Source organism: Vibrio sp. J1-1 (genome assembly GCF_021728395.1).
GTDB lineage: Bacteria > Pseudomonadota > Gammaproteobacteria > Enterobacterales > Vibrionaceae > Vibrio.
In genome coordinates, this window is the sequence record NZ_JAKKCM010000004.1 from 1 (window position 1) to 22974 (window position 22974).

General features: G+C 43.2%; 23 protein-coding genes, 2 tRNA genes and 2 pseudogenes. 3 read left to right on the plus strand and 24 right to left on the minus strand.

Annotation, left to right across the window (positions count from 1 at the left end):
• Window positions 1–277: 277 nt before the first annotated feature.
• From L3V31_RS07155 to L3V31_RS07180, 6 genes are all read right to left on the minus strand, one after another.
• A complete protein-coding gene (locus tag L3V31_RS07155) occupies window positions 278–481 on the minus strand; it encodes an SHOCT domain-containing protein (RefSeq protein ID WP_237315408.1) in 204 nt (67 codons plus the stop codon).
• 430 nt (window positions 482–911) lie between these two features.
• On the minus strand, window positions 912–1712 hold the full coding sequence (locus tag L3V31_RS07160; protein ID WP_237315409.1) for an AraC family transcriptional regulator: 801 nt from the start codon (window positions 1710–1712) through the stop codon (window positions 912–914).
• Between the two features lie 16 nt (window positions 1713–1728).
• Window positions 1729–2340 (minus strand): LysE family translocator, encoded by a 612-nt coding sequence (locus L3V31_RS07165; RefSeq protein WP_237315410.1) that lies wholly within the window; start codon window positions 2338–2340, stop codon window positions 1729–1731.
• Window positions 2341–2349: 9 nt separating this feature from the next.
• The gene (locus L3V31_RS07170; protein ID WP_237315411.1) at window positions 2350–2988 is read right to left on the minus strand and encodes a molybdopterin-dependent oxidoreductase; all 639 of its coding nucleotides are present in this window, start codon (window positions 2986–2988) and stop codon (window positions 2350–2352) included.
• Window positions 2989–3003: 15 nt separating this feature from the next.
• The gene (locus L3V31_RS07175; RefSeq protein ID WP_237315412.1) at window positions 3004–3756 is read right to left on the minus strand and encodes a formylglycine-generating enzyme family protein; all 753 of its coding nucleotides are present in this window, start codon (window positions 3754–3756) and stop codon (window positions 3004–3006) included.
• Window positions 3753–4157: a DUF2000 domain-containing protein gene (locus tag L3V31_RS07180; RefSeq protein ID WP_065298972.1), complete on the minus strand. Its 405-nt coding sequence runs from the start codon at window positions 4155–4157 to the stop codon at window positions 3753–3755. Before L3V31_RS07180 ends, L3V31_RS07175 begins: the two co-directional genes overlap by 4 nt.
• A gap of 1241 nt (window positions 4158–5398) precedes the next feature.
• Between L3V31_RS07180 and L3V31_RS07185 the strand changes: the two genes are divergently transcribed.
• Complete coding sequence (locus tag L3V31_RS07185; RefSeq protein WP_237315413.1) at window positions 5399–6922, plus strand: ISNCY family transposase; 1524 nt, start codon at window positions 5399–5401, stop codon at window positions 6920–6922.
• A gap of 403 nt (window positions 6923–7325) precedes the next feature.
• On the opposite strand, the gene ribB is transcribed toward L3V31_RS07185, so the two are convergent.
• The 11 genes from ribB to rpiB form a co-directional block, all read right to left on the minus strand.
• Window positions 7326–8435 carry a 3,4-dihydroxy-2-butanone-4-phosphate synthase gene (ribB, locus tag L3V31_RS07190; protein WP_237315414.1) on the minus strand — a complete coding sequence of 370 codons (1110 nt, stop codon included), beginning with the start codon at window positions 8433–8435 and terminating at the stop codon, window positions 7326–7328.
• Window positions 8436–8447: 12 nt separating this feature from the next.
• Window positions 8448–9287 (minus strand): sugar phosphate isomerase/epimerase family protein, encoded by an 840-nt coding sequence (locus tag L3V31_RS07195; RefSeq protein WP_237315415.1) that lies wholly within the window; start codon window positions 9285–9287, stop codon window positions 8448–8450.
• A 12-nt stretch (window positions 9288–9299) separates the two neighbouring features.
• The gene (locus tag L3V31_RS07200; RefSeq protein WP_237315416.1) at window positions 9300–10214 is read right to left on the minus strand and encodes an AEC family transporter; all 915 of its coding nucleotides are present in this window, start codon (window positions 10212–10214) and stop codon (window positions 9300–9302) included.
• Window positions 10215–10222: 8 nt separating this feature from the next.
• Window positions 10223–10996 carry a triose-phosphate isomerase gene (locus L3V31_RS07205; RefSeq protein WP_237315417.1) on the minus strand — a complete coding sequence of 258 codons (774 nt, stop codon included), beginning with the start codon at window positions 10994–10996 and terminating at the stop codon, window positions 10223–10225.
• Window positions 10993–11625 (minus strand): dihydroxyacetone kinase subunit DhaL, encoded by a 633-nt coding sequence (gene dhaL / locus L3V31_RS07210; protein WP_237315418.1) that lies wholly within the window; start codon window positions 11623–11625, stop codon window positions 10993–10995. Before dhaL ends, L3V31_RS07205 begins: the two co-directional genes overlap by 4 nt.
• Window positions 11626–11627: 2 nt before the next feature.
• Window positions 11628–12629 carry a dihydroxyacetone kinase subunit DhaK gene (locus L3V31_RS07215; RefSeq protein ID WP_237315419.1) on the minus strand — a complete coding sequence of 334 codons (1002 nt, stop codon included), beginning with the start codon at window positions 12627–12629 and terminating at the stop codon, window positions 11628–11630.
• Between the two features lie 16 nt (window positions 12630–12645).
• Window positions 12646–13656, minus strand: coding sequence for a 4-hydroxythreonine-4-phosphate dehydrogenase PdxA (locus L3V31_RS07220; protein WP_237315420.1), 1011 nt, complete (start codon window positions 13654–13656; stop codon window positions 12646–12648).
• Between the two features lie 17 nt (window positions 13657–13673).
• Window positions 13674–14957 (minus strand): TRAP transporter large permease, encoded by a 1284-nt coding sequence (locus L3V31_RS07225; RefSeq protein WP_237315421.1) that lies wholly within the window; start codon window positions 14955–14957, stop codon window positions 13674–13676.
• Window positions 14954–15526, minus strand: a complete 573-nt coding sequence (locus L3V31_RS07230; protein WP_237315422.1) for a TRAP transporter small permease — start codon at window positions 15524–15526, stop codon at window positions 14954–14956. Before L3V31_RS07230 ends, L3V31_RS07225 begins: the two co-directional genes overlap by 4 nt.
• Window positions 15527–15590: 64 nt before the next feature.
• Window positions 15591–16574, minus strand: coding sequence for a TRAP transporter substrate-binding protein (locus L3V31_RS07235; RefSeq protein ID WP_237315423.1), 984 nt, complete (start codon window positions 16572–16574; stop codon window positions 15591–15593).
• A gap of 39 nt (window positions 16575–16613) precedes the next feature.
• Window positions 16614–17060 (minus strand): ribose 5-phosphate isomerase B, encoded by a 447-nt coding sequence (rpiB, locus tag L3V31_RS07240; protein WP_237315424.1) that lies wholly within the window; start codon window positions 17058–17060, stop codon window positions 16614–16616.
• 456 nt (window positions 17061–17516) lie between these two features.
• Here rpiB and glpX point away from each other — a divergent pair, with 456 nt between their 5' ends.
• Together glpX and L3V31_RS07250 are read left to right on the plus strand one after the other, a co-directional pair.
• On the plus strand, window positions 17517–18521 hold the full coding sequence (glpX, locus tag L3V31_RS07245; protein WP_237315425.1) for a class II fructose-bisphosphatase: 1005 nt from the start codon (window positions 17517–17519) through the stop codon (window positions 18519–18521).
• A gap of 39 nt (window positions 18522–18560) precedes the next feature.
• Window positions 18561–19535: a sugar-binding transcriptional regulator gene (locus L3V31_RS07250; protein ID WP_237315426.1), complete on the plus strand. Its 975-nt coding sequence runs from the start codon at window positions 18561–18563 to the stop codon at window positions 19533–19535.
• 347 nt (window positions 19536–19882) lie between these two features.
• On the opposite strand, the pseudogene L3V31_RS07255 reads toward L3V31_RS07250, so the two are convergent.
• From L3V31_RS07255 to maiA, 7 genes and pseudogenes are all read right to left on the minus strand, one after another.
• Window positions 19883–19975 (minus strand): annotated as a pseudogene (locus L3V31_RS07255) (NAD(P)-dependent oxidoreductase); the annotation flags it as partial.
• 142 nt (window positions 19976–20117) lie between these two features.
• A pseudogene (locus tag L3V31_RS07260) lies at window positions 20118–20303 on the minus strand (hypothetical protein); the annotation flags it as partial.
• 305 nt (window positions 20304–20608) lie between these two features.
• Window positions 20609–20685, minus strand: a tRNA-Val gene (locus L3V31_RS07265).
• Between the two features lie 35 nt (window positions 20686–20720).
• Window positions 20721–20797 (minus strand) — tRNA-Val (locus tag L3V31_RS07270).
• 179 nt (window positions 20798–20976) lie between these two features.
• Complete coding sequence (locus tag L3V31_RS07275) at window positions 20977–21315, minus strand: hypothetical protein (RefSeq protein ID WP_237315427.1); 339 nt, start codon at window positions 21313–21315, stop codon at window positions 20977–20979.
• 163 nt (window positions 21316–21478) lie between these two features.
• A complete protein-coding gene (locus tag L3V31_RS07280) occupies window positions 21479–22141 on the minus strand; it encodes a DUF2726 domain-containing protein (RefSeq protein WP_237315428.1) in 663 nt (220 codons plus the stop codon).
• Window positions 22142–22285: 144 nt separating this feature from the next.
• Window positions 22286–22954, minus strand: a complete 669-nt coding sequence (gene maiA, locus L3V31_RS07285; RefSeq protein WP_237315429.1) for a maleylacetoacetate isomerase — start codon at window positions 22952–22954, stop codon at window positions 22286–22288.
• Window positions 22955–22974: the final 20 nt, after the last annotated feature.

A 22974-nucleotide genomic window follows, 5' to 3' on the forward strand; every position in this document is an offset into this window, starting at 1 on the left:
TCGATGAGGACGGTAGGTGCGCAAACATCAAAGGTTAGAAGGTAGCTCCTTCAATAGAAACCGAATATACGTACGCATCTTAACTTTGAATTGCTAAATCACTTTGTAAATACGTGGATTCCATATACAGAAAGGGGCAGAAATTTGTTAGCCAAGCACGAGCTGAAAGCGCCTCTGGACAACAACAATTTAGAGGATACGAATGCTTCAACGGCGTTCTATGCTTGCATGAGTCAAGCTTACGACAACCAGTGATGGTGTATCGGTATACCAAGACTCAAAGCTGTCGCTTAATCTCTTCTAACTCTTCCTTTGTAATTTCTCCTTTGGCATAACGCTTTTTGGCAATATCCAACGGAGTTTCTACAGTGTTAGAGCTATTTTTCGCTGAGAACAGAAGCCAAGCAATACCACCTATAATTACCAGCCAAATGATCATCATAAAGATATGACCAAATCCAAAACCGTATAATCCATTCATAAGTCACCTCTAAATTTAGTGGTAGTTTTCCGGTTGCTTCATCTATATTTCAGCAAATATCCAACAATAATGCGTGTTAATGTTCTATTTATTTATGACAAATTTTGACGTTAAGTCATGCTGACACATTTGGTCATATTTACTTTCTTTGGTACTTAACAAGCTTTTGGACAAAAATGAGCTAGAGTTACGCTCAGTGTCACCTAATTCAGGTGAGATTAGTTTGGGAAAATAGAAGTAGACAGCTTTACGTTACTTCCAGAGGGTGTCATACGGGATGGCAGTGCGTCTTCTTCATGTTCTTTACTCCACTCTAAAAAATCACAGAAATCATTACAGAAGCTCATTCTATGCTAATTGATTTCTGATGAAGAAATTCTTTCTCATACACAAAGGAGTAATTAATACTCACTACAAGAGCTAATGTGGATCAATCTTTGTATTGAGCTGGAGTAGCAGCTACTAGCTTTTTGAAATTGCGATGAAAGTGACTTTGATCATTGAACCCTAATTCAGTGGCAACAGATACAATATTATGTCCTTTTTTTAGCAATACTTTCGCTTCATTTATCCGCATGGCAATTTGCATGGCATGAGGGGTTATCCCATAAGACTTTCGAAAAGAGTGGATTAGGTGATATTCACTTAATCCAGAATGTTGAGCAATCTCTTTAATTGAGATATTGTTTTTGAAGTTGTCTCGAATAAAGCGATGAGCCTTAGCGATATTTGCTTTTGTTAGGCTCAACTCGTCGATATGTAGGGCGTTAGTGTTACGAAATAAATTGGAGAAAAATGCGATGCTTTCTTGCTCCACTTTCATATGATCGACATTGTTTATGATTGAGTCTGCCAATGATTGAAACTGACCGTAGAGCTCTGGAGAATTAGTATAGATACTCGAGAATGGTATAAAATTTTTTGACGGATTATCTACTATCATGGATTGTATGTTACCCAACCACTCCGGGCACACATACAACATTTTATAGCTCCAATTCGTATCCGGAATGGGGTTACATGAGTGTACTTCCAATGGGTTCACTATGACAAGAGAACCCATTTCAATTTTTCTGTCTATATTGTTGTTAAAATAATCACTTTGGCCTGAATCTACCGATCCAACAGAAAACTCTTCGCGAGTATGTTTGCCGTAACATGCGTTTGAATTAGTGGAACAACGCAGTTCTATTGGAATTACATTGGATCGGTAAAATTGCTGTTTTGCCATATCAATTAATACTGTTTCAACTAGATATAAAGAAAGTATATATAACTGTTAACGCTAGTAGTAGTCCCATAGAAATATTAAACGTCCTAAACTGCTTAGGGGTGCCTATAATAGAACTAATGGTAACCCCAAGTAGTGCCCATGCTGAAATCGAAATGTAGCAAACGACAAAGAATATCCCACAGAATAAAAGTAATATCTCCTGTCCTACGTTTTGTCCCGTATAAAAAACTGAAATACCAGCAAGAGAAACAATCCACGCTTTAGGGTTCAACCACTGACACATCATCCCCTGCAAGAATGATGGCGCAGCACTGCTTTTTTCTGAGTCTTCACTTTTGGTAGTCGGTTCTTGGGTAGCAACTTTATAGGCGAGATATAATAGAAAACCTCCTCCTACATACGTCATCCCCTTTGCTAAATAGGGTGTATTAGTCATGAATTGCGATAACCCGAATCCCAACAAAAACAAAATTGACACGAACCCGAAAGTAGCACCAGTGATATGAGGCACGGTACGGGTATATCCGTGATTAGCGCCTGTTACAGTGGCTAAAATGTTTACTGGGCCCGGTGAGATCGAAGTGACCAAGGCAAAAGCTGCCATCGCTATTGTTAGTGAAATCATTATCGTTCCTTAAAATTCAGTTACTTCACCAGTACCATCGATGAACCGATGCTCTTGTAAATCAACGATTCGGTATCTTTTTGGCTTGATCTTGCCTGTCTTACAATAGCCCGCTTTTCCTTCCCAGTACCCCTGTTCTAACTCGTCGGTTATATGTAACTCAGATAGACACTTAACTCCCTTATAGCGATACAATGAGAAATCAACCAACCTGATTGGATACCTCTCTTCCAACGACAAAGCCGCACCATCAATAGCCCAAATGATCATTGCTCGGTTTTCAAAAGCGTTGCTAAGTTCGATGGTTGAGTCATAAACTCCTTTTGCTGTACCTAAACTGAGTTGTTTTAGATTGTAGCAACGATACCTTGATGGATTGATTCCCAAATAATCGAATAGATCTTCCAGTAAGATACCCGTCCAGTTTCTTCTTATACTCCAATTGCATACACAAACAACTCTTCTATTTTCCGTAATAGTGGCTATCTTTTTGAGCTCTTCAAATGTAATTTGAATTGGTGACGACTCGTAAGGCAAAAATACCTTCAGGGTCCAAGTAGACATATCTATAGCGTCAAGTGATTCTGGCGGTCCTTCTTGATAGTAACGAAGAGAAGAAGGTTTCTTTTCAATATGTGGCGTTTGCATGTTTCGAATATCACCTTATAAATTTTTAACGCAGCGCAATCCGACAATGTTGTCTCGTACTGTTGGTGGGTAATTATCTCTACATGTACAACGCATGTAGTCCTCATCATGAAGACCTGAGCCGCCACGAACAATGTGATCTGCCTGTCTCTCACTGATATAGACAGGATCTGAATGAGTCTTGTCCCATGAATAGTCAGGCTGGTAGTTATCTTGACACCACTCAGCTAAATTACCCCCCATGTCCATACACCCAAATGGAGAACGACTTTGAGGGTGGGCATCCCACTCAGTAGAACATCTATCAAACTCTATTGGTTCACAGTCTGGAGCATAATTAGCTATTGAAGGAGATGGCTGGGAATCGCCCCACGGATATAGCCTATTATCGTTACCTTTGGCTGCAAACTCCCACTGGGCTTCTGTTGGGAGCTCTTTCCCAACGAAATTTGCGTACGCCTCTGATTCATACCAGCTTATCCCTGTCACTGGCTGTTTCGCGCCATTCCACTTTGGATTGCGCCAGTACAACGGCTCTGTTATTTCATTTTCTTGAATGAATTTAAATCCTTCTTCTGACCAATACTCTGCTCTTTCGTAGCCTTTTTGATTGACAAATACCGCAAATTCTTCATTTGTGACAGGATGGACATCAATAAAAAAATCACTCAATGTAACCAAGGACACGGGTTGTTCATCAGGGCTTAAATCTGAACCGCGTTGATATGGAGAACCGGACACGAGTACCATTTCTATTAATTTATTCATCGCATTAACCTCATATTTCCGGTGTATTTCGCAATCACTTTCTTATCTCCATAGACGGCTATACCAAGGTACTCAATATCTTTCGCTTCAGTCCCAGCAATAGCACTTGAATACTCCTCATAATTTTTTGTCCCTTTAGCCACATTCGAAAAATCTACGAGCGTTGTTACAGGTTGGAGCTTGTCTCGAATAATTTTGATCTCGTCACTACTGCTGGCCAGAATGGGAATCGGAATTCGAGTTATACCAAGATGCTCTCCACCGTCTCGGTTTATAATACTCTCACCAACCAGTTCAGGGTGAACCTTACCTAAGCTAAGGGTGAGTACCGCAGCAGTGTTTGCTATAACTCCTAATGGGAGTTCCTTATCAATAACTAGGACGCACTTGTTGCTTTCCATTATCAAATTCCTTTTGAGTGATTGTGTTTTTAGAAAATGCAGCCCATGTCATTTCAATATGTAGGGGCTGAGAAATGACGTTGAGATTGTGAAGGTTTATTGCATCGATATTTGCGAGACAGCAATCTACTCTCCCTGAGGCGGCTTTTGGGGCACCAACGCTTGTGGAGTCAATAAGCTGCACATCAATTTGAGATTTACGTATACCAGAAACTCTTTCTTCAGATGATTGTATGAGGTCTTCTAATCTAGATAGTGGTGCATGGTGAGACGCTATAGATATTGTCTTCTTACTCGATATTTTAAATGTCAGTTCAGAGATATCTTTACATGCCAAGTAATAGGTAGGAGGAGCAAAAAAAATGAACCTAAAAGGAGCGTTTGATTATTCATGTAGAAGTTATCGACCCTTTGATATGCATTTGCAACGAGGAGTAAACATGTATCATTGGACTCTACATGCTCTGACGCTTGTTCAAAGGTACTGAATAATAATATTTCTAATTGCTCTCCAATAATACTGGATAGATATCTTGCGGCACATTGGCTGCTTGAGCCTTCTGGTCCCAGTGTTGCTATGGAGGTTATATGTGGGGTTTGCCTAAGCCAAAAATTGTCGTTGTTTGGTATCATTATGTAGTCCTTTTACGTAATGCCCTACACAATAAAACCCTCACTAACGTCAGTATTGTACAAAATTGTTGTTTATTTCCTCAATTTTGAATAATCAAAAAGTCAGCTGTATACTTAAACAGCAAGTCATCGATCGTAATAAATGCCTCGAAAAATCTGCACCAAAGCTTGGTCATTTTTTCTAGAACAAATTGAGGTTGCCACCCCAAAAAAGGGGGGGGGGACTGAAGGAAACCTTACAACAGGTAGGGAGTACGCACAGTAACCTTCACACATACACGCCCCCATGGACACAATAATGCCTATTGATCATTATGACTTGGATAGAAGTGGCCTCCGATTTTCTGTCGCACCTTTTTGTGGGTGGCCATTAGCAAAAGTACGGTGATTTCAGTGGCACGATTCGCCATTGAGTAATTACGTTAACACCGAATGGGGCATTTTCGTGTTACATCCTTTGATAAATCAGTGTGATCACCAAGCGATTCTGTCGTACCTTAACTACCAACCGATTTTGTCGGTTGACTAATTACCAAGGGAAAATGACGGATCCGTTTCTATACCTAACCCTTTGAATAGGTCAAATCACCATTCAGGGGTTAGTAAGGATGATCATCATGGACTCTCGCTCCCAGCTTACTGTTGATGTGATCGCTAAAGTCACTCAAGGTAAGATCAGCATTAACAGTGCTTCCAAACTCCTCAATAAATCCCGTCGTACCATAGAGCGTTATCTCCACCGCTATCGCCGTGAAGGCATACGCTTTGTTGTCCATGGCAATACAGGTCGTGAGCCTGTCAATAAAACCCCTGATTCACTAAAAAGACAGGTTCAGCAACTGATCCAAACTAAGTACTTCGATTTCAATTTGCAGCATCTGGCCGAATTGCTCACGGTCAATGAAGGCTTGACCATCAAGCGTGAAACCTTGCGAAAGTGGGCGCACGCTATCCACCATGTGAAGCGAGCAAAGCGTCGTCGTAGCCGTGTAAGAAAACACAGAGAGCGGATGGAGCAGCCTGGACTGATGCTGCAAATGGACGGCAGTCCGCATCAATGGTTTGGTGAGCATCGCTCATGCTTGATTGCCATCATCGACGATGCGACCAGTGATATCCATGCCGAGTTCTTCCCTTCCGAAACCACGGAAGGTTGTATGAAAGTCATGAAGGCGTATATCGAAAAGCGAGGTCTGTTTAAGACGCTCTACGTCGATAGAGCGGGTATATTCGGTGGTCCAAAACGCAGTAACTTCTCTCAGATGCAACGCGCTTGTGAAGAGCTAGGGATCGAAATCATCTTTGCGAATTCGCCCCAAGGCAAAGGACGGGTCGAACGGGCATTCGATACGTTCCAAGACAGGCTGGTTCCAGAGCTTCGGCTGCATCATATTACCGATATTCAAAGCGCCAACGAGTATCTTCAAAACCAATTCATTCCACTGTACTGGCAACAGAAAATCGCGGTGCAGGCGAAGAACCCGAGGTCGGCGTTCAAGGTTGTACCTGAACACATCAACCTTGATACGGTCTGTGTTCACAAGGAATATCGCAAGGTTCGCCGAGATCATACCTTCAGTTATAACAATAAAATGTATCTCATCGACTCGCCCATACGGCACTCCATCGTCAATCAGAAACTGGAAATACGCTGCCAGTTCGATGGTGCATTCTCAGCCTATTTTGGTCACCGCAAACTGCATATTACCGAGTTAGAAGAGCCTCCAAGAGCGAGTGAGTATGGGATGGAAGTCCAGCGCAAGTTGGATGTCATCGAGCTTGCCGACCGCTTGGGTAATGCGACGGAAGCCGCTCGGATCAGCGGTTGCTCACGCCGAAGTATCTATAACTATCAAAAGGTCTTAGCCGAGGAAGGCATACTTGGCCTTAAGCGCATTAACAAACCGCTGCACCGCAGCAAAAACAGCATACCTGAGGAAACCGAACACAAAATTATCGAGCTGACCTTAAACAATCCGTATCAAACCTCAGTACAGTTGAGAACCATGCTAAAGAAGGAGTACAACATCACCGTCAGCAGTTGCACGATACGAAATATCTGGAAGCGCGAGGCACTGAATACCAGAGAGCTGAGAATACAGCGCTCAACGGCATTAAATAAAGAAGTCTAGCCTTTAGGCTAGACTTAAAGATGAACGACAAAGTCGCTTGGGATTTATCCCGTCAGGCTCCCTTGGTAATCACATCCTTTGATAAATCAGTGCGGGTCTAGCCAGCTCGGATGTAGATCAAAGCAAGATGTAGTGAGTACTACATTAGCAAACAATGGATGACCAAATGTATGGCAAACTCAGTAAACAAATAGAATGTACAGACCTTAAGACAGCAATTATATTTGAGGAAATAGCATTGGTTGCTTGCCAATAGAGATAGCGTCACTTTGCAGCTGAAAACAGGAATGATTAATGGCCGCCTAAGCAAAGCGGCCATTTTGTGCACTTAAGTTATTTATAAGTAGATAATTACAAAATCAGTAAGAATTCTACCACTGCCTATGTTCACTACGACTCCACTTTAAGGTTCGACATAGCCCACTACTTCAAGACCAAAACCAGATAAAGCATGATATTTTTTGGCCGATGAAGACAACAGATTCATCTTGATTACCCCCAAATCAGCCAGAATCTGAGACCCGACCCCGACTTGTCGAGTAGTATGCTCTTTCTTATTCAGCTTAACATCAATACCATTATCTTGATCTTGATAGTGCTTTACACGTGCAATAGTCGATTCTGGGGAGTCCTGATGACCTAAGATGACCAGCACTCCACCTTCAGCGCCAATTTTCTCCATGGACTTGTTTAATGGCCAACTTTGCTTTCTTTCGCGAGACGAGAAAAGAACATCGTTAAACGTATCCTGCACGTGTACTCTGACGTTAGCTGGTTCACTGTTCACCTCACCTTTACTCAATGCGTAATGCACTTGGTTGTCGACCGTATCTCGGTAAGTAGTCATAGAGAACTCACCGTATTTAGTCGGTAGTTGGCATTGAGCGATACGTTCAATGGTGGTTTCTGTCGAGTTACGATATTCAATCAAGTCGGCAATAGTCCCTAATTTTATGCCATGTTTATCAGCAAAGATTTCAAGCTCCGGACGTCGTGCCATCGTGCCGTCTTCATTTAAAATTTCAACGATTACCGAAGCGGGTTCAACACCTGCTAATTTCGCCAAGTCACAGCCTGCTTCAGTATGTCCCGCACGTACTAACACTCCACCTTCTTTCGCTGCAAGCGGGAATATATGTCCGGGCTGTACTAGGTCTACTGGCTTAGCATTTGATGCAACTGCGGCTTGTACGGTTACCGCTCGATCTTCAGCAGAGATCCCCGTTGTCACTCCCTGAGCCGCTTCAATAGAAACGGTAAAGGCAGTTGCCCAAGGTTCAGTTGGGTTTGATACCATCGGGAATAAATTAAGTGACTCACAGCGCTGCTTAGTGAGCGTTAAACAAATCAAACCACGACCATGGGTGGCCATAAAGTTAATATCTTGAGCGGTTACGTGCTGCGCCGCCATCATAATATCGCCTTCGTTCTCACGATCTTCATCATCCATCAGGATGACCATTTTTCCTTGACGATAATCTTCAATAATTTCTTCGATTGTACTAATTGGCATACTACAGCTCACTTAGTTAGTTATTGTTTTGATGTAATCAATACTTTTGTTCAATACTGCCACAATGTTTTCCATACTCTCAGGAGAGCGCCCGCGGATCGGAAAAGAGTCTTTGCGACGATACATTCGTAAAGGTTTTTCTATGCTGAAAGGAATTTGGCGTGACGATAACGACTCCAGAATTGGCTGGTAGCTGATCACTCCTTCTCCAAGTGCTGGGAAAGTAAATTTGTTATCATGAACTTGAACGTCTTTCACGTGGAAGTGACGACAAAACGGCAGTGCCATTTGCGCTTCTTCGCTAGGGCTTAAATTCGGCACCAAAGAGACAGAATTACCTGGATCAAAGTTAAGCGCTAAGGCTGAATTGTCAACTTCAGACAGTATCCGTATTCCATCATGAACGCTGGCAAACGCATTGAAGTTATGATCTCCGCCATTTTCGATACAAATTACGCAATTTTTTTCCTTCGCGTATTCAGCTAACACTTGAAGGTTTTCCACAATGATATAGCGGTCTGCAATTGGACCTGTGCAAGTATTCAGATAAGTCACACCAAGCGCATGAGCAAAGTCGATCCGCTGCTTGAAGTCTTTTATAGCGTTAGGTGCGGCTAAGTTCATAGTACAACCTAGCGCTTGGGTAGTGAGCAGCTCTTTTTCCAACAAAGACAGGAGGTATTGAGCGTGAGTTTCAGAAAACATATCCTTGTCTAAGCTGCCAACGTAACCCTGATTAAATGCAAACTCTACTTGGTTCACCCCAACATTTTTAATCGTTTTTAATGATGTTTTTAGATCATGCCCATCAAATATTGCTGTATTGATGGCTAATCGCTCTAGTACATCCATAGTATCCATCCTTTATGCCACCCACTGCTGTAACAACAGTTCCCAGCCAAACAATGTGATTAGTGAGAAACCAGTGGTAAATAAGATCACACCCGCGGTTGCTTCTTTCGCTACTTGATATCGCTCAGATAACAGATAGACATTCAACCCTGTTGGCAAACTGGCAAGCAACACCAACACTTGAGTTTCAATAACTGAAAGGCTGAACACATACTGTGCGCATATCAAGACGAGCAACGGGAATAGTAAAATCTTAATTATTAGTAATAGTCCTAATTTTTCTTGTACCAGCGAACCGAACGAATAAAAGCTCAGGCTCGCCCCCAATATGAACAAAATAATCGGTATAGCGGCTGCACCAATCACGGACAACCCATCAATAAACATTACTGGTAATCCAACGCCCCACACATTGAGCAACAGCCCAGAGACAATGCCCAACAAGATCGGATCCGTTGCGACCTTACGGTAGCTGTAAAAACCCTGCTCTCCAGAGCGAATCATTAAGATGTTGACCAATGGTAGTACAAGCAACAAATTCGTCACTATGATGCCCATTAACACCAATGTCGCTTTAGCCCCGTACAATGCAAGTACCAATGGCCCTCCTACCCCAACAGCATTAGGGTACAAAGCAGAGATCGCCTTAATATTGGACGAGGCGAGAGAATCGCTCCTCTGGCTCACCAACCAGGCTCTTACCCCTAAGAACAGGCCAGTGAAGCACAAGATGTAAGTCGCGAACACTGAGAAAGAAGGCAGGTTTTCAAGATCCGACCGATATACCGATGAAAAAAATAAACACGGAGCAAGGTAACCAAAAGCGAAACGCCTGACCGAATCAACCCTAGTTTGAGAAATCGCTGAAAAAAGCTTGGCACACCCAAGACCAAGCAAAATCCAGCTCATCAACTTAATTTGCTCCATATAACATCCTAATTACAACAACGCTGAGCAATACTCAGAAGCTCCGAGTAGCCCTCGGCTTCCCATGCGGTTCGTCCAACAAATACCCCATCAATATCTATTTGTTCAATCAAGCCTCCGGCATTGGACAAATTCACGCTACCGCCATATAAAATAGTCATGTCGTTAGCGATTTCTGCCCCATACTGTTCTCTGAGAGCAGTACGTATCGCTTTGTGAATCAGTTGAGCTTCGTCATTCGTTGCTGGCGTGCCATTCTCACCAATCGCCCATACTGGCTCGTACGCGACCAGGACGCTGGTTAACAAGTCACTTGGCACGTTATACAGCGCGATCTTTACCTGTCGAATCACAGATTCGGCCGACACGCCCCACTGCTTTTCTTGTGCGGTATCGCCCACACACACGAGTGGTGTTAAGCCATGCCGTAATGCAGTCTGCACCTTGAGGTTGACCGTTTCATCTGTTTCACCAAACATAGCTCGGCGCTCAGAGTGACCAATTTCAACGATGCTTGCGCCGCAATCTTTAGCCATCAAGGGAGAGACTTCTCCGGTATAAGCCCCTTCATCTTGCCAGCAGATATTTTGCACACCGATACGAATAGGCTGCTCAGTCAATTGATCCGCTACCACTTTCACATAAGGGAAAGCAGGAATAACAAACGGTTGGATGCGTTCCGAACACTGTTGCAACGCCGGCAAGACAGCAGAAACCCATGCTTCTGCTGCGTGCGCGTTTTTATTCATCTTCCAGCTAGTACCGACCCATATTTTTTTCACGCGGTTACCTGCTCTATCACATATTCATTCATGTACTGGAGGATAAACGCCATCGACATAGCACCTGGATCTGGATGACCAAGGGAACGCTCTCCTAAAGTCTTTGCTTTACCTGTGGTTGCAATCATGTCTTTAGTCGCTTCAACACCTTGCGCTGCGGCTTGAGCAATAGCAGGCAATGAATCAGACAATTGACCAGAGAGCTGATCCGACTTTTCAACGGCTGCAACTAGCGCATCGATCATCGTTTTGTCACCAGGTTTCGCACCACCTCGGTCATAAACACCTTGCAGGCCACCTGCAAGGAAAGTGGACAATATAGGCGTATCAAGTACAGTCGCGCCTTTAATAGATTTTGCTCCAGAACGAAACAAAGTGCCAAAAATCGCGCCAGATGCTCCACCCATGGTCGCCATCATGGTCGAGCCGATTTTCAATAACAGTTTACTGACATCTTCTGGTTGGTAATCACTCTCTAATAGCTCGCTTACCGCTTTAAAGCCACGCTCAATCCCGATACCATGATCGCCATCGCCAATGGCTTGATCGTACTTAGTTAATACTGGCTCACTTTCAACCATTTTTTGAGCAACATAAGCCATCATGTTTTTCGCAGTTAATGCATCCATCTTTATTTCCTCAACGCAAATGATTCACAAGGTAAGTCAAACAGTTCTTTCAGCTCATCGTCGAGCTTCATTAGAGTAATAGAGTAACCAGACATCTCTTGAGATGTGCAGTAATTACCAATCAGAGTGTCATGAACTTTGATTCCACGTTCAGCTAACTTTGCGTGTGCCTGGCGGTTAGCGATCAATAATTCCATGTATGTCGATGCACCTAGGTTATTTACCAATAAGCAGACCTCATCGCCAGATTGGTATGGTAAATCATCACAAAGTTGATCAATTAGACGGTCTACGACTTCATCCGCAGAAGTCATTTTTTCACGAGATACACCTGGCTCACCGTGTAAACCCATGCCGATTTCCAGCTCATCGTTTGGTAACTCAAAATTGAATGTATTGGTTTGTGGTACCGAGCCAGCCGAAAGCGCGACACCTATGGAGCGTGTGTTATCGCGAGCTCGTTCTGTTACTGCCACAATTTGTTCGAAGTCGTCAAAGAGCTGCGAAGCCGCACCCGCAATTTTTAAAACGTATAAATCACCAGCGGTACCTCTACGCTCTTGAATTTTTTCGAGAGGGGCGGAGGCGATGTCATCCCAGACTCGTATAGTGTGTGTTTTGATATCATCGTCATCAGCAAGCTCAGCAGCAATATCAAAATTCATATTATCCCCAGCATAGTTGCCGTAGATATAGATAACACCTTTGTCATTGTTGACTGCTTCTGTAGTTTGCAAAATCACATTTGGTGCTGGAGCTGCAAATATGTCGCCTAGCACTGCTGCATCAGCTAACCCTTTACCTACGTAGCCTGCAAACAGAGGTTCATGACCAGCGCCACCGCCAGTAACAATAGCAACTTTGTCAGTTGGGAAGTCTGTTCGCATTGCAGCGGTAATACCTGGTAAGCCTTCCAATTTGCCGTTCATCGCTGACAGCAAACCTTCGAATTGTTCTTTCGCCACATTCATAGGGTCGTTAATTAGTTTCTTCGGTTTTCTCATTGTCATCCCCACTGAATTACTGATTGTTAAATTGGTAGCTCGAAGCCATACGTACCGTTAACTTCAGTGCGTTTTCCATAGCAGGTGTTGAAGCCACATTCTTACCGTAAATATCAAAAGCACTGCCATGGTTTGCGGTTGCAATCGGAATTGGAATTCCGCCTTGAACTGTTACACCGCGGTCAAAGCCCATCATTTTTAACGCTGTAGCACCTTGGTCGTGATACATAGATACAATCGAGTTCATGTTTTCCTTTTGAACTACCCACATCGTCGTATCACCAGGATATGGACCAAACGCCTCAATACCTTTCTCTTTCGCTTTTTCAATCGCAGGCCTAATGACCGTAATTTCTTCATCGCCAAACAAGCCATTCTCTCCACCGTGTGGGTTCAGGGCCTGAACCGCGATACGAGGTTGTTCGAAGCCAGCTGATTTCAATGTATTATTCATCAGTTCAATCGTTTCTAGGACCGTATCAACGCTTAAATTATCCACCACATTTTTAAACGGAATGTGAGAAGTCACACGACCAGCCCAGATATCATCAACCACATTTACTTCACAGCCAAAGCCATGGAATCCGGTTAATTCAGCGAACCATGAAAGTTCGTCACGGTGAGCCAGTCCTGCCATGCTCATGGCTTGTTTGTTGAGAGGAGCGAAACAGATACCGTGTGTTTTATGAGATAACGTAAGATCAACCGCAATTTTCAAAGTTTCAAGAACATACGTTCCACCTTGTGGTGTCGCTTTGCCATATTCAATTTCATCAGCATGAGAGCTAGCAAAGCGCAGCAATACCGGTTTTCCTGGTTGGAAATTAGCTTGTTCAAAGTTATCTACGGAATCGTAGTCAAATGAAACACGAGCGATATCCATGCCTTTGCGCAATTCATACTCGTCAGCAATGACCAGGATATTTGCCTGTTGACGGTTTGCTTCATCGGCCAGTACTTTTACGGCTACTTCAGGACCGATACCTGAAGGGTCGCCAAGAACTAGTGCAATAGTAGGTTTAGTCATTTTTCAAATCCTTGAAGTTATTTATACATATAGTCGACAAAGCCAACAGAAAGTGCTGGTACGTATGTAGCAAGCATTAACACGGCAAACAGCACGCCAATAAACAGTATGTTCACTTTTGTTACTTGCCATATGTCACGCTTCGCTATTGAACACGCGGTTATCAACACACTTGCAACTGGTGGAGTTTGCTGACCAATCGAAATGTTCAGCGCAAGCATGATACCGAAGTGGATTGGGTCGATACCAAGCTCATGAATCAGTGGCAGAACAATAGGAACAGTGAGGATGATGGCTGCCGCGCCGTGTAAAAACACACCGACAACGAGAAGCATGAGGTTCAGCATCATAAGAACAACGTACTTATTCTCTGAAATGCTGAGAATTCCTGCCGCCATCGATTGTGGAACTTCTTGCTCTGTTAGGAATAAGCCTAGAACAGCTGAAGTCGCGACCAGTAACATCACGACAGAAGTACCAGTCACCCCTTCCATCATCGCTTTGTAGAACATCTTGAGATTCATTTCTTTATAAATGAACACGCTGATGATGATCGCCAGCAATACAGCGATGCCCGCCGCTTCGGTCGCTGTCATAAAGCCAGAGAGAATGCCGCCTAAAATCGCGAAAGGGAGTGTGAGCGCCCAGAATGCATCCTTAAATGCCACCCAAAGTTTTCTTAAACTGAAAGACTCTTCGCGTGGAAGGTTGTATTTCACGGCGTAGTAGTAGCACACAGCGAACATACCCGCCGCTCCAAGCAAACCAGAAATAATACCGGCAACGAACAGCTGAGAAATAGATACATCTGCCATTGCGCCATAGATGATCATTGGCAGTGATGGTGGAATAATGACTGCAAGTGAAGCCGAAGAAGACGTTACCGCCGCAGAAAAACTACCGGAATAACCGCGTTTTTTCATTGCTGGAATCAGAATCGAACCAAGTGCTGCGACATCAGCAACCGCAGAACCAGAAATCTCAGCAAAGATCATGGATACACCCACGTTTACCATCGAAAGGCCACCACGCACAAAACCCACAATCGCGTTTACGAAGTTAATCAGACGAAGTGAAATACCACCAGTATTCATCAATGCCCCGGCAAAAACGAACAATGGAATTGAAAGCAAGGTAAACTTAGAGCCACCTTCAAACATCGCTAACGCTGCGTTATAGATAGCATCAACACCTGAAGTTGCAACCATACCTACCAATGCAACAGCACCGATTGCTATTCCAATAGGCACATTGATCATCACTAAGCCAATTAAACAAACTAGTACGATTAGCGCACTCATTTTACTGCCTCCATGACTTCAGCCATATCTTTCTTTGCATCTTTGATGGCTTCCCTGATTTCTTCGCTTTCCTGACTTGAACCCAGACGTACCCAAGCCCACGCTTTAGGGAAAGAACACAATTGGGCCATAACAAATAACACCGCACCAACCGGCAAAGCAGATTGTGCAAAAGCTAAGGGGATAAAATCTAAGCTGGTTAGTGTCTCGTCGCCGAATATTTGCAAAATGTAATAACTGGCCCAAGCAATTACGATAAAGAAAGTTATTACGATAAATTCACTTAGTAAGAAAATTGCCTTCCGAATTCCAAGTGGCATGCTTGCAACGAGCCCACCAAACCCCATATGAGATCGTTTCAGCGCGCAAAGAGCTGAGCCATAAAAGGTTAGCCAAGCTAAAAGAATCGCCGACACTTCATCGTACCAATAGAGAGATGCGCCGCCGAATCGAGAGAAGACAGCAACAATGATAATGGTGCTTAGCGCAAGAAGTATCGTCATCGAAATCACGATAAGCACTTTTTCTAAAATATTTGAAAATGTATTTAAGCTCGCCCAAAAAGACATAGTAAGCCCTCAAACCAGTGACAACGAGACTGTGCCATCTAGGCACAGTCCATAGAGATTAATATTAGTTACTCACTGCCATGGCTTTGTCTAACATCACCTTTCCGTTGTTTACGTTTTTCACGAAATCATCGTAGATAGGCTGACTTGCGTTAACAAACGATTCACGGTTCGCGACGTTCAGTTTCATACCGCCTGCCACTAATTTATCTTTTAGTTCAGACTCTAGCTTTGCCGCTTGTTCATAGCCCCACTGCTGCGCATGCTTGGCAGAGCTTTCCAAAACCTTTTGTACTTCGCTTGGGAACTTACCATAGTGACTCGCGCCAGCAGTCAAGTAAGCCGGGGTATATACGTGGTTAGTTACGCTCAGGTAGCCTTGAACTTCATGCAGTTTAGCTGCGTAAATGTTGGTGTAGGGGTTTTCTTGCCCATCAATGACTCCGGTTTGCAGGCCGATGAATACTTCACTGAAGCTCATAGGTGTAGGATTCGCGCCCCAGTTTTTGAACATCTTGACGCGCCAAGAGCTATTCGGAGTACGCAGTTTCAAACCTTCCAGATCTTCTGGTTTATTAATTGGGCGTTTAGCATTGGTAATATTGCGGAATCCATTCTCCCAAAAACCAATAACCTTATAACCTTTCTTTTCAGCAGCGGGAGCAATATAAGGCCAGAACACCTCTTGCTCGATTTTTGAAACGTGATCACGGTCTGATACTAGGAACGGCAGTTCAAACAGTGCCATTTCGTCGACGTGCGTTGGCAAAGTAGAGGTGAGTAGAGCAAGGTCAACCGTACCCAGCTTCAGTTTCTGTTGAACATCTTTGTCTTTACCTAGTTGAGCAGCACCAAAAAACTTTAAGTTGTAGTCAATGCCTTGCTTCTTAAATTCTTCGTTTGCAACTTCAGTAAAATATTCTGTCGTGTTGTACTGTAAAGAGCCGACTTGTGCACTGGTTGCCACTTTGAGATCTTTAGCAAGTGCGTTAGTTGATAGTAGGGTTGTGATTGCAATAGCAGTAAGCGTTAGTTTGTTATTTTTCATTTTGATTTCCACGTTCGTCCATTAAACATTGAATTTAGATTAACTATTTAACTCTTTCTCTATCTCCTTGATTCTGTCTACTTTTGTGGTCGATGGGCCATCAGTAAACTCAGAATCTAACCAAGCATCTAAAATCGACTTAGCTAACTCATGACCAATTACTCGTGATCCCATCGTAATAATTTGAGCATCGTTGCTTTTACGAGCTCGCTGCGCTGAGAAAGTATCATGGCAAAGAGCTGCTCGAATGCCCGGTACCTTATTCGCAACTATTGAAACGCCAATCCCAGTACCACAGAGAATAATTCCACGTTGATGTTTACCTTCACTGACAGCCACACTGACTGTTTTAGCTATATCTGGATAAAGTGCTGGATTCTGGTGATCGACTCCATAATCAAAAAATTCAATACCTTTCGAAGCCAAATGCGCTTTTAAACACTCTTTCAGCTCAATCGCAGCATCATCACAACCTATCGCTATCATGTTTCCTCCTGTTCATATGACCACGAAAGCTGCAAATAATACTGAACTTTTAATCAACAAAATAACATATGAACATCGACCAATTGAGGTGCCGATCACCAATTAAAAACGAAACATTAACAATAACGTGATCGAAGTATTGATCCTTACTTAATTCCATAGTTATAGACCCCATAATAACTACGCCTCAAAACACAAAACATATAACCTTATATTACAACAACTTAAATTAGGCATAATTCAGATACAAAGTTGAGATTTAAATTTTTCAGCCGATTTCATGAATAAACATATCAGTAAAAATCACATTAAACATTGGTGGCCAACAAGAAAATTTTAACATACTTGTACATTAATTTTCCGTTTTACATTATGATCACCTGAACAGATAACTGTTCACATGAACACAATAGCGTTCAAATGAACGATCAGTAATGCAATATAGGAGTACTTAGGATGGATAATTTATGCTTTGCAATGGCACAAGTAACCGAAAGAGCAGCACTAGCTGGCTACAGTTGGTTAGGAAGAGGAGATAAAGAAAGAGCTGACGCAGCAGCAGTAGAAGCGATGCGACAACAGTTAAGCCATACTCAAATTAATGCCACAATAGTCATTGGTGAAGGAGAAATTGATGAAGCTCCTATGCTCTATATAGGAGAACAACTCGGATTAGGCGGTATTGAAGTGGACATTGCTGTCGACCCGATAGAGGGCACACGTATGACCGCAATGGGACAGTCTAATGCCCTAGCCGTCCTTGCCGCCGCACCAAAAGGGACTTTATTACAAGCTCCAGATATGTATATGGAAAAGCTGGTTGTAGGTCCGCAAGCGAAGCACGCGATAGATCTATCACGAAGCTTAGAAGATAATCTTAAAAGCATTGCCAGAGCTCTTAGTAAACCCATTAATGAGTTAGTCGTCGCGACTCTAGCTAAGCCAAGGCATGACCAAGTCATCGAAAAAATGCAAAATCTTGGAGTGAGGGTTTACGCGTTTCCAGACGGAGATGTTGCAGCTTCGCTTTTAACCTGCCTGGAAGAAAGCGAAGTTGATGCGATGTATTGTATTGGTGGTGCGCCTGAGGGTGTCATTAGCGCTGCAGTAGTCCAAGCGATGGGCGGAGATATGCAGGCTCGTTTATTGCTTCGCGACCATGTAAAAGGGAAAGATTCACATACCTTCGAGTTGGCGAAAATAGAACTGCAGCGATGCCAGGCAATGGGTGTAACCCCGAATACCGTGTTACCACTGAGCCGACTAGCAAAAAGCTCTGACATCATTTTCGCTGCAACCGGAATTACTAAAGGCGATGTGCTCAATGGAGTCCAAAAGCGCGGGAAATCACTAACTACGGAGACTCTTCTTGTACAGGGTCAGTCAAAAAAGATTAGAATAGTGAAATCCACTCACGGTTCAAGTCAGCTAGCCAGTGAGCTTAAGTTAATCGCAATATAAGTCGGAGCCGCTTTAAGCGGAAATGTCAAAAGGAACACCATGGAACCCAATAGTATCGAACAGGCCGAAGAGAACAACCTACTAACGGAAATCTCTGTTGCATATTACCATGACGGCGCCACCCAAGAAGAGATTTCAAAGCGATTTGGCTTATCTCGTGTCAAAATTGGCCGCCTTTTGAAACGGGCAAGAGATCAAGGAATTGTGGAAATTAAGGTTAAGTACCACCCAGTATTTGGCGCTAAGTTGGAAGAGCAGTTAAAAGAACGCTTTGGTCTGAAAAGAGCGCTTATCGCTCTTGATCAGCCAACCGAAGAGGAACAACGTTCATTACTGGCTGGCGTGGTATCTAATTATTTGTCTGCCACACTCAAAGACGGCATGGTGGTTTCCGTCGGCCAGGGACGAAATGTCTCAGCTGTATCTGATCACACTGGCATCGTCAACCCAAAGAAGTGTACTTTTGTGTCCAGTATTGGAGGGATTCATCCACGTGGGGGGATCCTCAATGCCGACCATATTTGCCGTCGTTTCGCGAAAACCTTTGATGGCATCAGTGAAACCTTGTATGCACCTGCTTACATTCGTAACCCAGAGTTGCGTAATGCATTATTAGAAGATGAAACCGTTCAACAAACTATGGACATCGCTCGAAAAGCGGACGTAGCATTAGTTGGTATCGGTGACTTGAATGAAAGCAGCTATATGGTCAATCTCGGCTGGTTTTCAGTACAAGAAATGGTGGAAGCGAGGATTCAGCAAGGCGTTGTCGGTGAGGTCGGCGGTTATGATTTCTATGATATCAAAGGCGAAGTGCAAAACACCAAAATGAGTAACCGTGTTATAGGCTTAACTATCGATGACTACCAAAAGATCCCACAAGTAATTGCTATCGCTGCTGAAAGCAGTAAACCGTTATCCATTGTTGGTGCACTGCGTACCGGAGCAATTGACATATTAGCAACTAGCGTCGCGAATGCCATCACCATATTGAACCTAGATGCTCAAAAATAGCAACCTGAATGCCATTTCAATATGTATCTGGACTATTTGCTAAAAACTATGACAAGACCTGGTCCATAAACAGGTCTTTTTCTTAGCTTCCTCTAAGTCGATATTTGTTCAATAGACGCTTTTGAGTTAGATAAACTAATTCAAAACTAAACTTTAAGTTACATTACGAGTAATCCCCAAACAAGCTGCGGGGCGTTTTTGAGTTATAAAATGCCAAGTGTGATTTGATTGTGATCACCAAACGATTCTGTCGTACCTACAAAGACAAGTACTTATTCTTCATGCGCCTCAACCAGCACGGCTAATAACTGAATCAAAAACCACCAGTTACACCCAAATAGTTGCCTCGCGACCTCTTTAGGTAGTCTACCTCTTTGAAGTGGAATTTTACTTTTTAGTCTTTCAATCCTGTATGGCTCTCCACCGTCAGAGTGCATATCCGCGCTCATGAATCGAACAAACACTCGCAGGATAGGATTGGCTTTCAATTTACCTTTTCGTCGCACATCTCAGGTCGATACACTGAATAAAAAGCTCCTGACAATGACAGGAGCTTTGACTCAACGTATCGCTTTAATCAAGTTAGATTAAGTCAAACCGGTCAGCGTTCATTACTTTAGTCCAAGCCACGATGAAGTCTTTTACAAACTTCTCTTGGTTATCATCTTGAGCGGACACTTCAGCGTAAGAGCGCAAGATAGAGTTTGAACTAAATACCAGGTCAGCACGTGTTGCGGTCAACTTCGCCTCGCCTGTCTTGAGGTCAATGTGAATCAGCAAAATCTCTTTCGAAATTTTCGTGGAGTTAATCCAACAACATTGATAAAGACCGTTCGACATGCACTGATATCTTCGTAACCCACCTGATTGGCTATCTATTTCGGCTTTGCTTTTTATTGCTATCAGCGAACTCGTGATCACCAGATGGTCACAATAAGGTATGACTCAGTACATATTATGCACATAAATATGCAATGTTCAGATGGGGAAATTTGGGCTGGATTAGATAAACCCTAGATACAACAAAGCCCGCTATAAAGCGGGCTTTGTGTTTGTTCATTAAGAACAAAATTTGGTGGGTCCGGGCGAACTCGAATCGCCGACCCCTACCATGTCAAGGTAGTACTCTAACCAACTGAGCTACGGACCCAAATTTTGTGTTCCTACTTACCATTCAAATCAGAATGGTGCGTCCGAGTGGACTCGAACCACCGACCCCCGCCATGTCAAGGCGGTACTCTAACCAGCTGAGCTACGGACGCATTTCTCTGGAACGAGGAGGATATTATCCATAAGCTATCTGGGGTGCAAGCATAAATTCACTAACTTTGAATCGTTTGGCGAAAATGTAAACTCAACACCCGCTTTCAGGCGTTTTTATGAGCGAAAAACACCAGATTCGGATATAAAAATGTGATCTGTGTACCTTTTGATTTTATGCTTAATTATCATAAGGTACTTCATTCAGCATCCAGATCTGCAAAGTGTAAGAAACATCCGGGCAAGAACCGAACAAAATTTGATATTTGGGCTCAAAAGGTGCACCGATATAGGTCGTGCGAATCAACTCCCCGGTTTTTATATCAACTTGAGTACTGACTCGGCCTTTAAAGTTCTGAAAGATAACAAACTGTTCACTGTGATAGACCATTTGATCTCGGTAAAACAAGAAGTGGTCTTGTGGCGTATCAGTGAGCTGACATGCCAACGGCTTTAAATTTGGAAAAGCATTGGCATATGAAGCAAACAGCAACAGAGCAAAAATCCATCCATATCGCATAGCACTAACCTACTTTTGTTTCTTTTCCAAAGTATAGGACTTATATCCGAATGACCTCTAAATGCTTGGCCCTAAGATAAAAAAGGCTTTGACTCAAACAAGCCAAAGCCCCAGCTGCGCTAAATGTTTACTCACCGTTTTCTTGAACGCTCATCACCTATTGTTAATCATCTAGAGCATCAAACACCACATTGTAGTTCTCGGTGTAGGTACAGTTTGGTTGACGACTACAGGTGAAAAAACGTCGCCCTTTAAACTCACCTTGGCTTGCTGTCTTTATGATCATTGGACTGCTGCACTTTTTACAAAAGCGGACCTCTTTATCTGGCTCTATCAAATCAATGTGCGCCGCAAGTAAACGACGCAGTCGACCGACTTGATAGCTGTGTTTTATCGATGTACCAATTAACGGCAAATTGGCTGTTTTACACACGTGAATCAGCAGTTTTTGTCGCTCTGCTTTGCCTTTATGAAGTGGCTTTCCATCATCCAACTCTAGGATCACTCGTGGTTCCAAGGTATGCGGGTCACAAATTACATAGTCAAAATAACTTCTGGAAATACGCTTGCTCGCAACAAAAAGCTGCTTCTTGTTTTTTATTTCCGTCGGTGCCACCAAGCTGGACATATTAACTTTGGTAAATACGACGGCGTGCTCTCCCACGGCGGCTCTTAACGCATTAAAAAACGCACCCTCTTGACCTCTTAGCAAAGCCCCCTTAGAGCGATATGGATAGTCTCGGTTGTCATCATGCTTGAGCACATACTTTTGAATAATGAAGAAAAAAACAACCAGAAGAACAACGATAATAAAGATGTTGGTCATAGATAAAGTGAGCCGAAAACAACAAGTTGCTCAAGCCTAAATGGAAACGGTAACCAGAGCAATAAAAGCGCTTAATTTTTCAGTAGTGGTGAGAGGTAAGTGGGGAAAGAGCTTAATAGGATTCTCTCTATTAAGCTCTAATATTTAACTATCCGCATCTGGCTGATGCTCTGGCATGGCATCAATGAAAGCAGGAAGTTGGTAGCAGGCCTCAACAATCGAATTTATGACTGGGTAAGGCGACAAATCAACGCCAAACCTCAAGGCATTGTAAACTTGCGGTACCAGACAAATATCGACAAGAGACGGCGTATCGCTCAGGCTGAACTGGAAATCACCATACGTTTTTCGATGGTTCGCCAGTTTCTCTTCTAATGAAGAAAAGCCTCTGTTAATCCAGTGATGAATCCAGGCTACTTTACGCTCCTGGGTGCAGGCTAACTCCCCTTCCAAATACTGCAATACTCGCAAGTTGTTCAGAGGGTGAATCTCCATCGAAATATCCTGCGCCATTGCAAGTGCTTGATAACGCAACGGGGAGTGCTTTGGAATAACAGAAACATCCGGATAATTTTCGTCGAGATACTGAATGATCGCCAAAGATTGGTTTAATCGAAGTTCACCATCCACCAGCACAGGTACCAGTTCAGTAGCATTCAGTTCATGATACTGCTGGCTGTGCTGCTCCCCTCCGTCACGTACTAAATGCACCGATTTGGAATCATACTTAAGCCCCTTAAGATTCAGGCAAATACGTACACGATAAGACGCTGAGGAGCGCCAGTATCCATAAAGCGTGATCTGTTCGCTCATTCATCTTTCCCATATAAGAT

What these genes read in the sequence shown, in the direction of transcription:
- glpX (WP_237315425.1), top strand. Translation starts at nt 17,517, where the DNA reads ATGGATAATTTATGCTTTGCAATGGCACAAGTAACCGAAAGAGCAGCA.
- L3V31_RS07230 (WP_237315422.1), bottom strand. Translation starts at nt 15,526, where the DNA reads ATGTCTTTTTGGGCGAGCTTAAATACATTTTCAAATATTTTAGAAAAA.
- L3V31_RS07215 (WP_237315419.1), bottom strand. Translation starts at nt 12,629, where the DNA reads ATGAGAAAACCGAAGAAACTAATTAACGACCCTATGAATGTGGCGAAA.
- rpiB (WP_237315424.1), bottom strand. Translation starts at nt 17,060, where the DNA reads ATGATAGCGATAGGTTGTGATGATGCTGCGATTGAGCTGAAAGAGTGT.
- L3V31_RS07235 (WP_237315423.1), bottom strand. Translation starts at nt 16,574, where the DNA reads ATGAAAAATAACAAACTAACGCTTACTGCTATTGCAATCACAACCCTA.
- L3V31_RS07280 (WP_237315428.1), bottom strand. Translation starts at nt 22,141, where the DNA reads ATGACCAACATCTTTATTATCGTTGTTCTTCTGGTTGTTTTTTTCTTC.
- dhaL (WP_237315418.1), bottom strand. Translation starts at nt 11,625, where the DNA reads ATGGATGCATTAACTGCGAAAAACATGATGGCTTATGTTGCTCAAAAA.
- maiA (WP_237315429.1), bottom strand. Translation starts at nt 22,954, where the DNA reads ATGAGCGAACAGATCACGCTTTATGGATACTGGCGCTCCTCAGCGTCT.
- ribB (WP_237315414.1), bottom strand. Translation starts at nt 8,435, where the DNA reads ATGCCAATTAGTACAATCGAAGAAATTATTGAAGATTATCGTCAAGGA.
- L3V31_RS07200 (WP_237315416.1), bottom strand. Translation starts at nt 10,214, where the DNA reads ATGGAGCAAATTAAGTTGATGAGCTGGATTTTGCTTGGTCTTGGGTGT.
- L3V31_RS07275 (WP_237315427.1), bottom strand. Translation starts at nt 21,315, where the DNA reads ATGCGATATGGATGGATTTTTGCTCTGTTGCTGTTTGCTTCATATGCC.
- L3V31_RS07170 (WP_237315411.1), bottom strand. Translation starts at nt 2,988, where the DNA reads ATGCAAACGCCACATATTGAAAAGAAACCTTCTTCTCTTCGTTACTAT.
- L3V31_RS07250 (WP_237315426.1), top strand. Translation starts at nt 18,561, where the DNA reads ATGGAACCCAATAGTATCGAACAGGCCGAAGAGAACAACCTACTAACG.
- L3V31_RS07160 (WP_237315409.1), bottom strand. Translation starts at nt 1,712, where the DNA reads ATGGCAAAACAGCAATTTTACCGATCCAATGTAATTCCAATAGAACTG.
- L3V31_RS07225 (WP_237315421.1), bottom strand. Translation starts at nt 14,957, where the DNA reads ATGAGTGCGCTAATCGTACTAGTTTGTTTAATTGGCTTAGTGATGATC.
- L3V31_RS07185 (WP_237315413.1), top strand. Translation starts at nt 5,399, where the DNA reads ATGATCATCATGGACTCTCGCTCCCAGCTTACTGTTGATGTGATCGCT.
- L3V31_RS07180 (WP_065298972.1), bottom strand. Translation starts at nt 4,157, where the DNA reads ATGGAAAGCAACAAGTGCGTCCTAGTTATTGATAAGGAACTCCCATTA.
- L3V31_RS07195 (WP_237315415.1), bottom strand. Translation starts at nt 9,287, where the DNA reads ATGGATGTACTAGAGCGATTAGCCATCAATACAGCAATATTTGATGGG.
- L3V31_RS07175 (WP_237315412.1), bottom strand. Translation starts at nt 3,756, where the DNA reads ATGAATAAATTAATAGAAATGGTACTCGTGTCCGGTTCTCCATATCAA.
- L3V31_RS07155 (WP_237315408.1), bottom strand. Translation starts at nt 481, where the DNA reads ATGAATGGATTATACGGTTTTGGATTTGGTCATATCTTTATGATGATC.
- L3V31_RS07165 (WP_237315410.1), bottom strand. Translation starts at nt 2,340, where the DNA reads ATGATTTCACTAACAATAGCGATGGCAGCTTTTGCCTTGGTCACTTCG.
- L3V31_RS07220 (WP_237315420.1), bottom strand. Translation starts at nt 13,656, where the DNA reads ATGACTAAACCTACTATTGCACTAGTTCTTGGCGACCCTTCAGGTATC.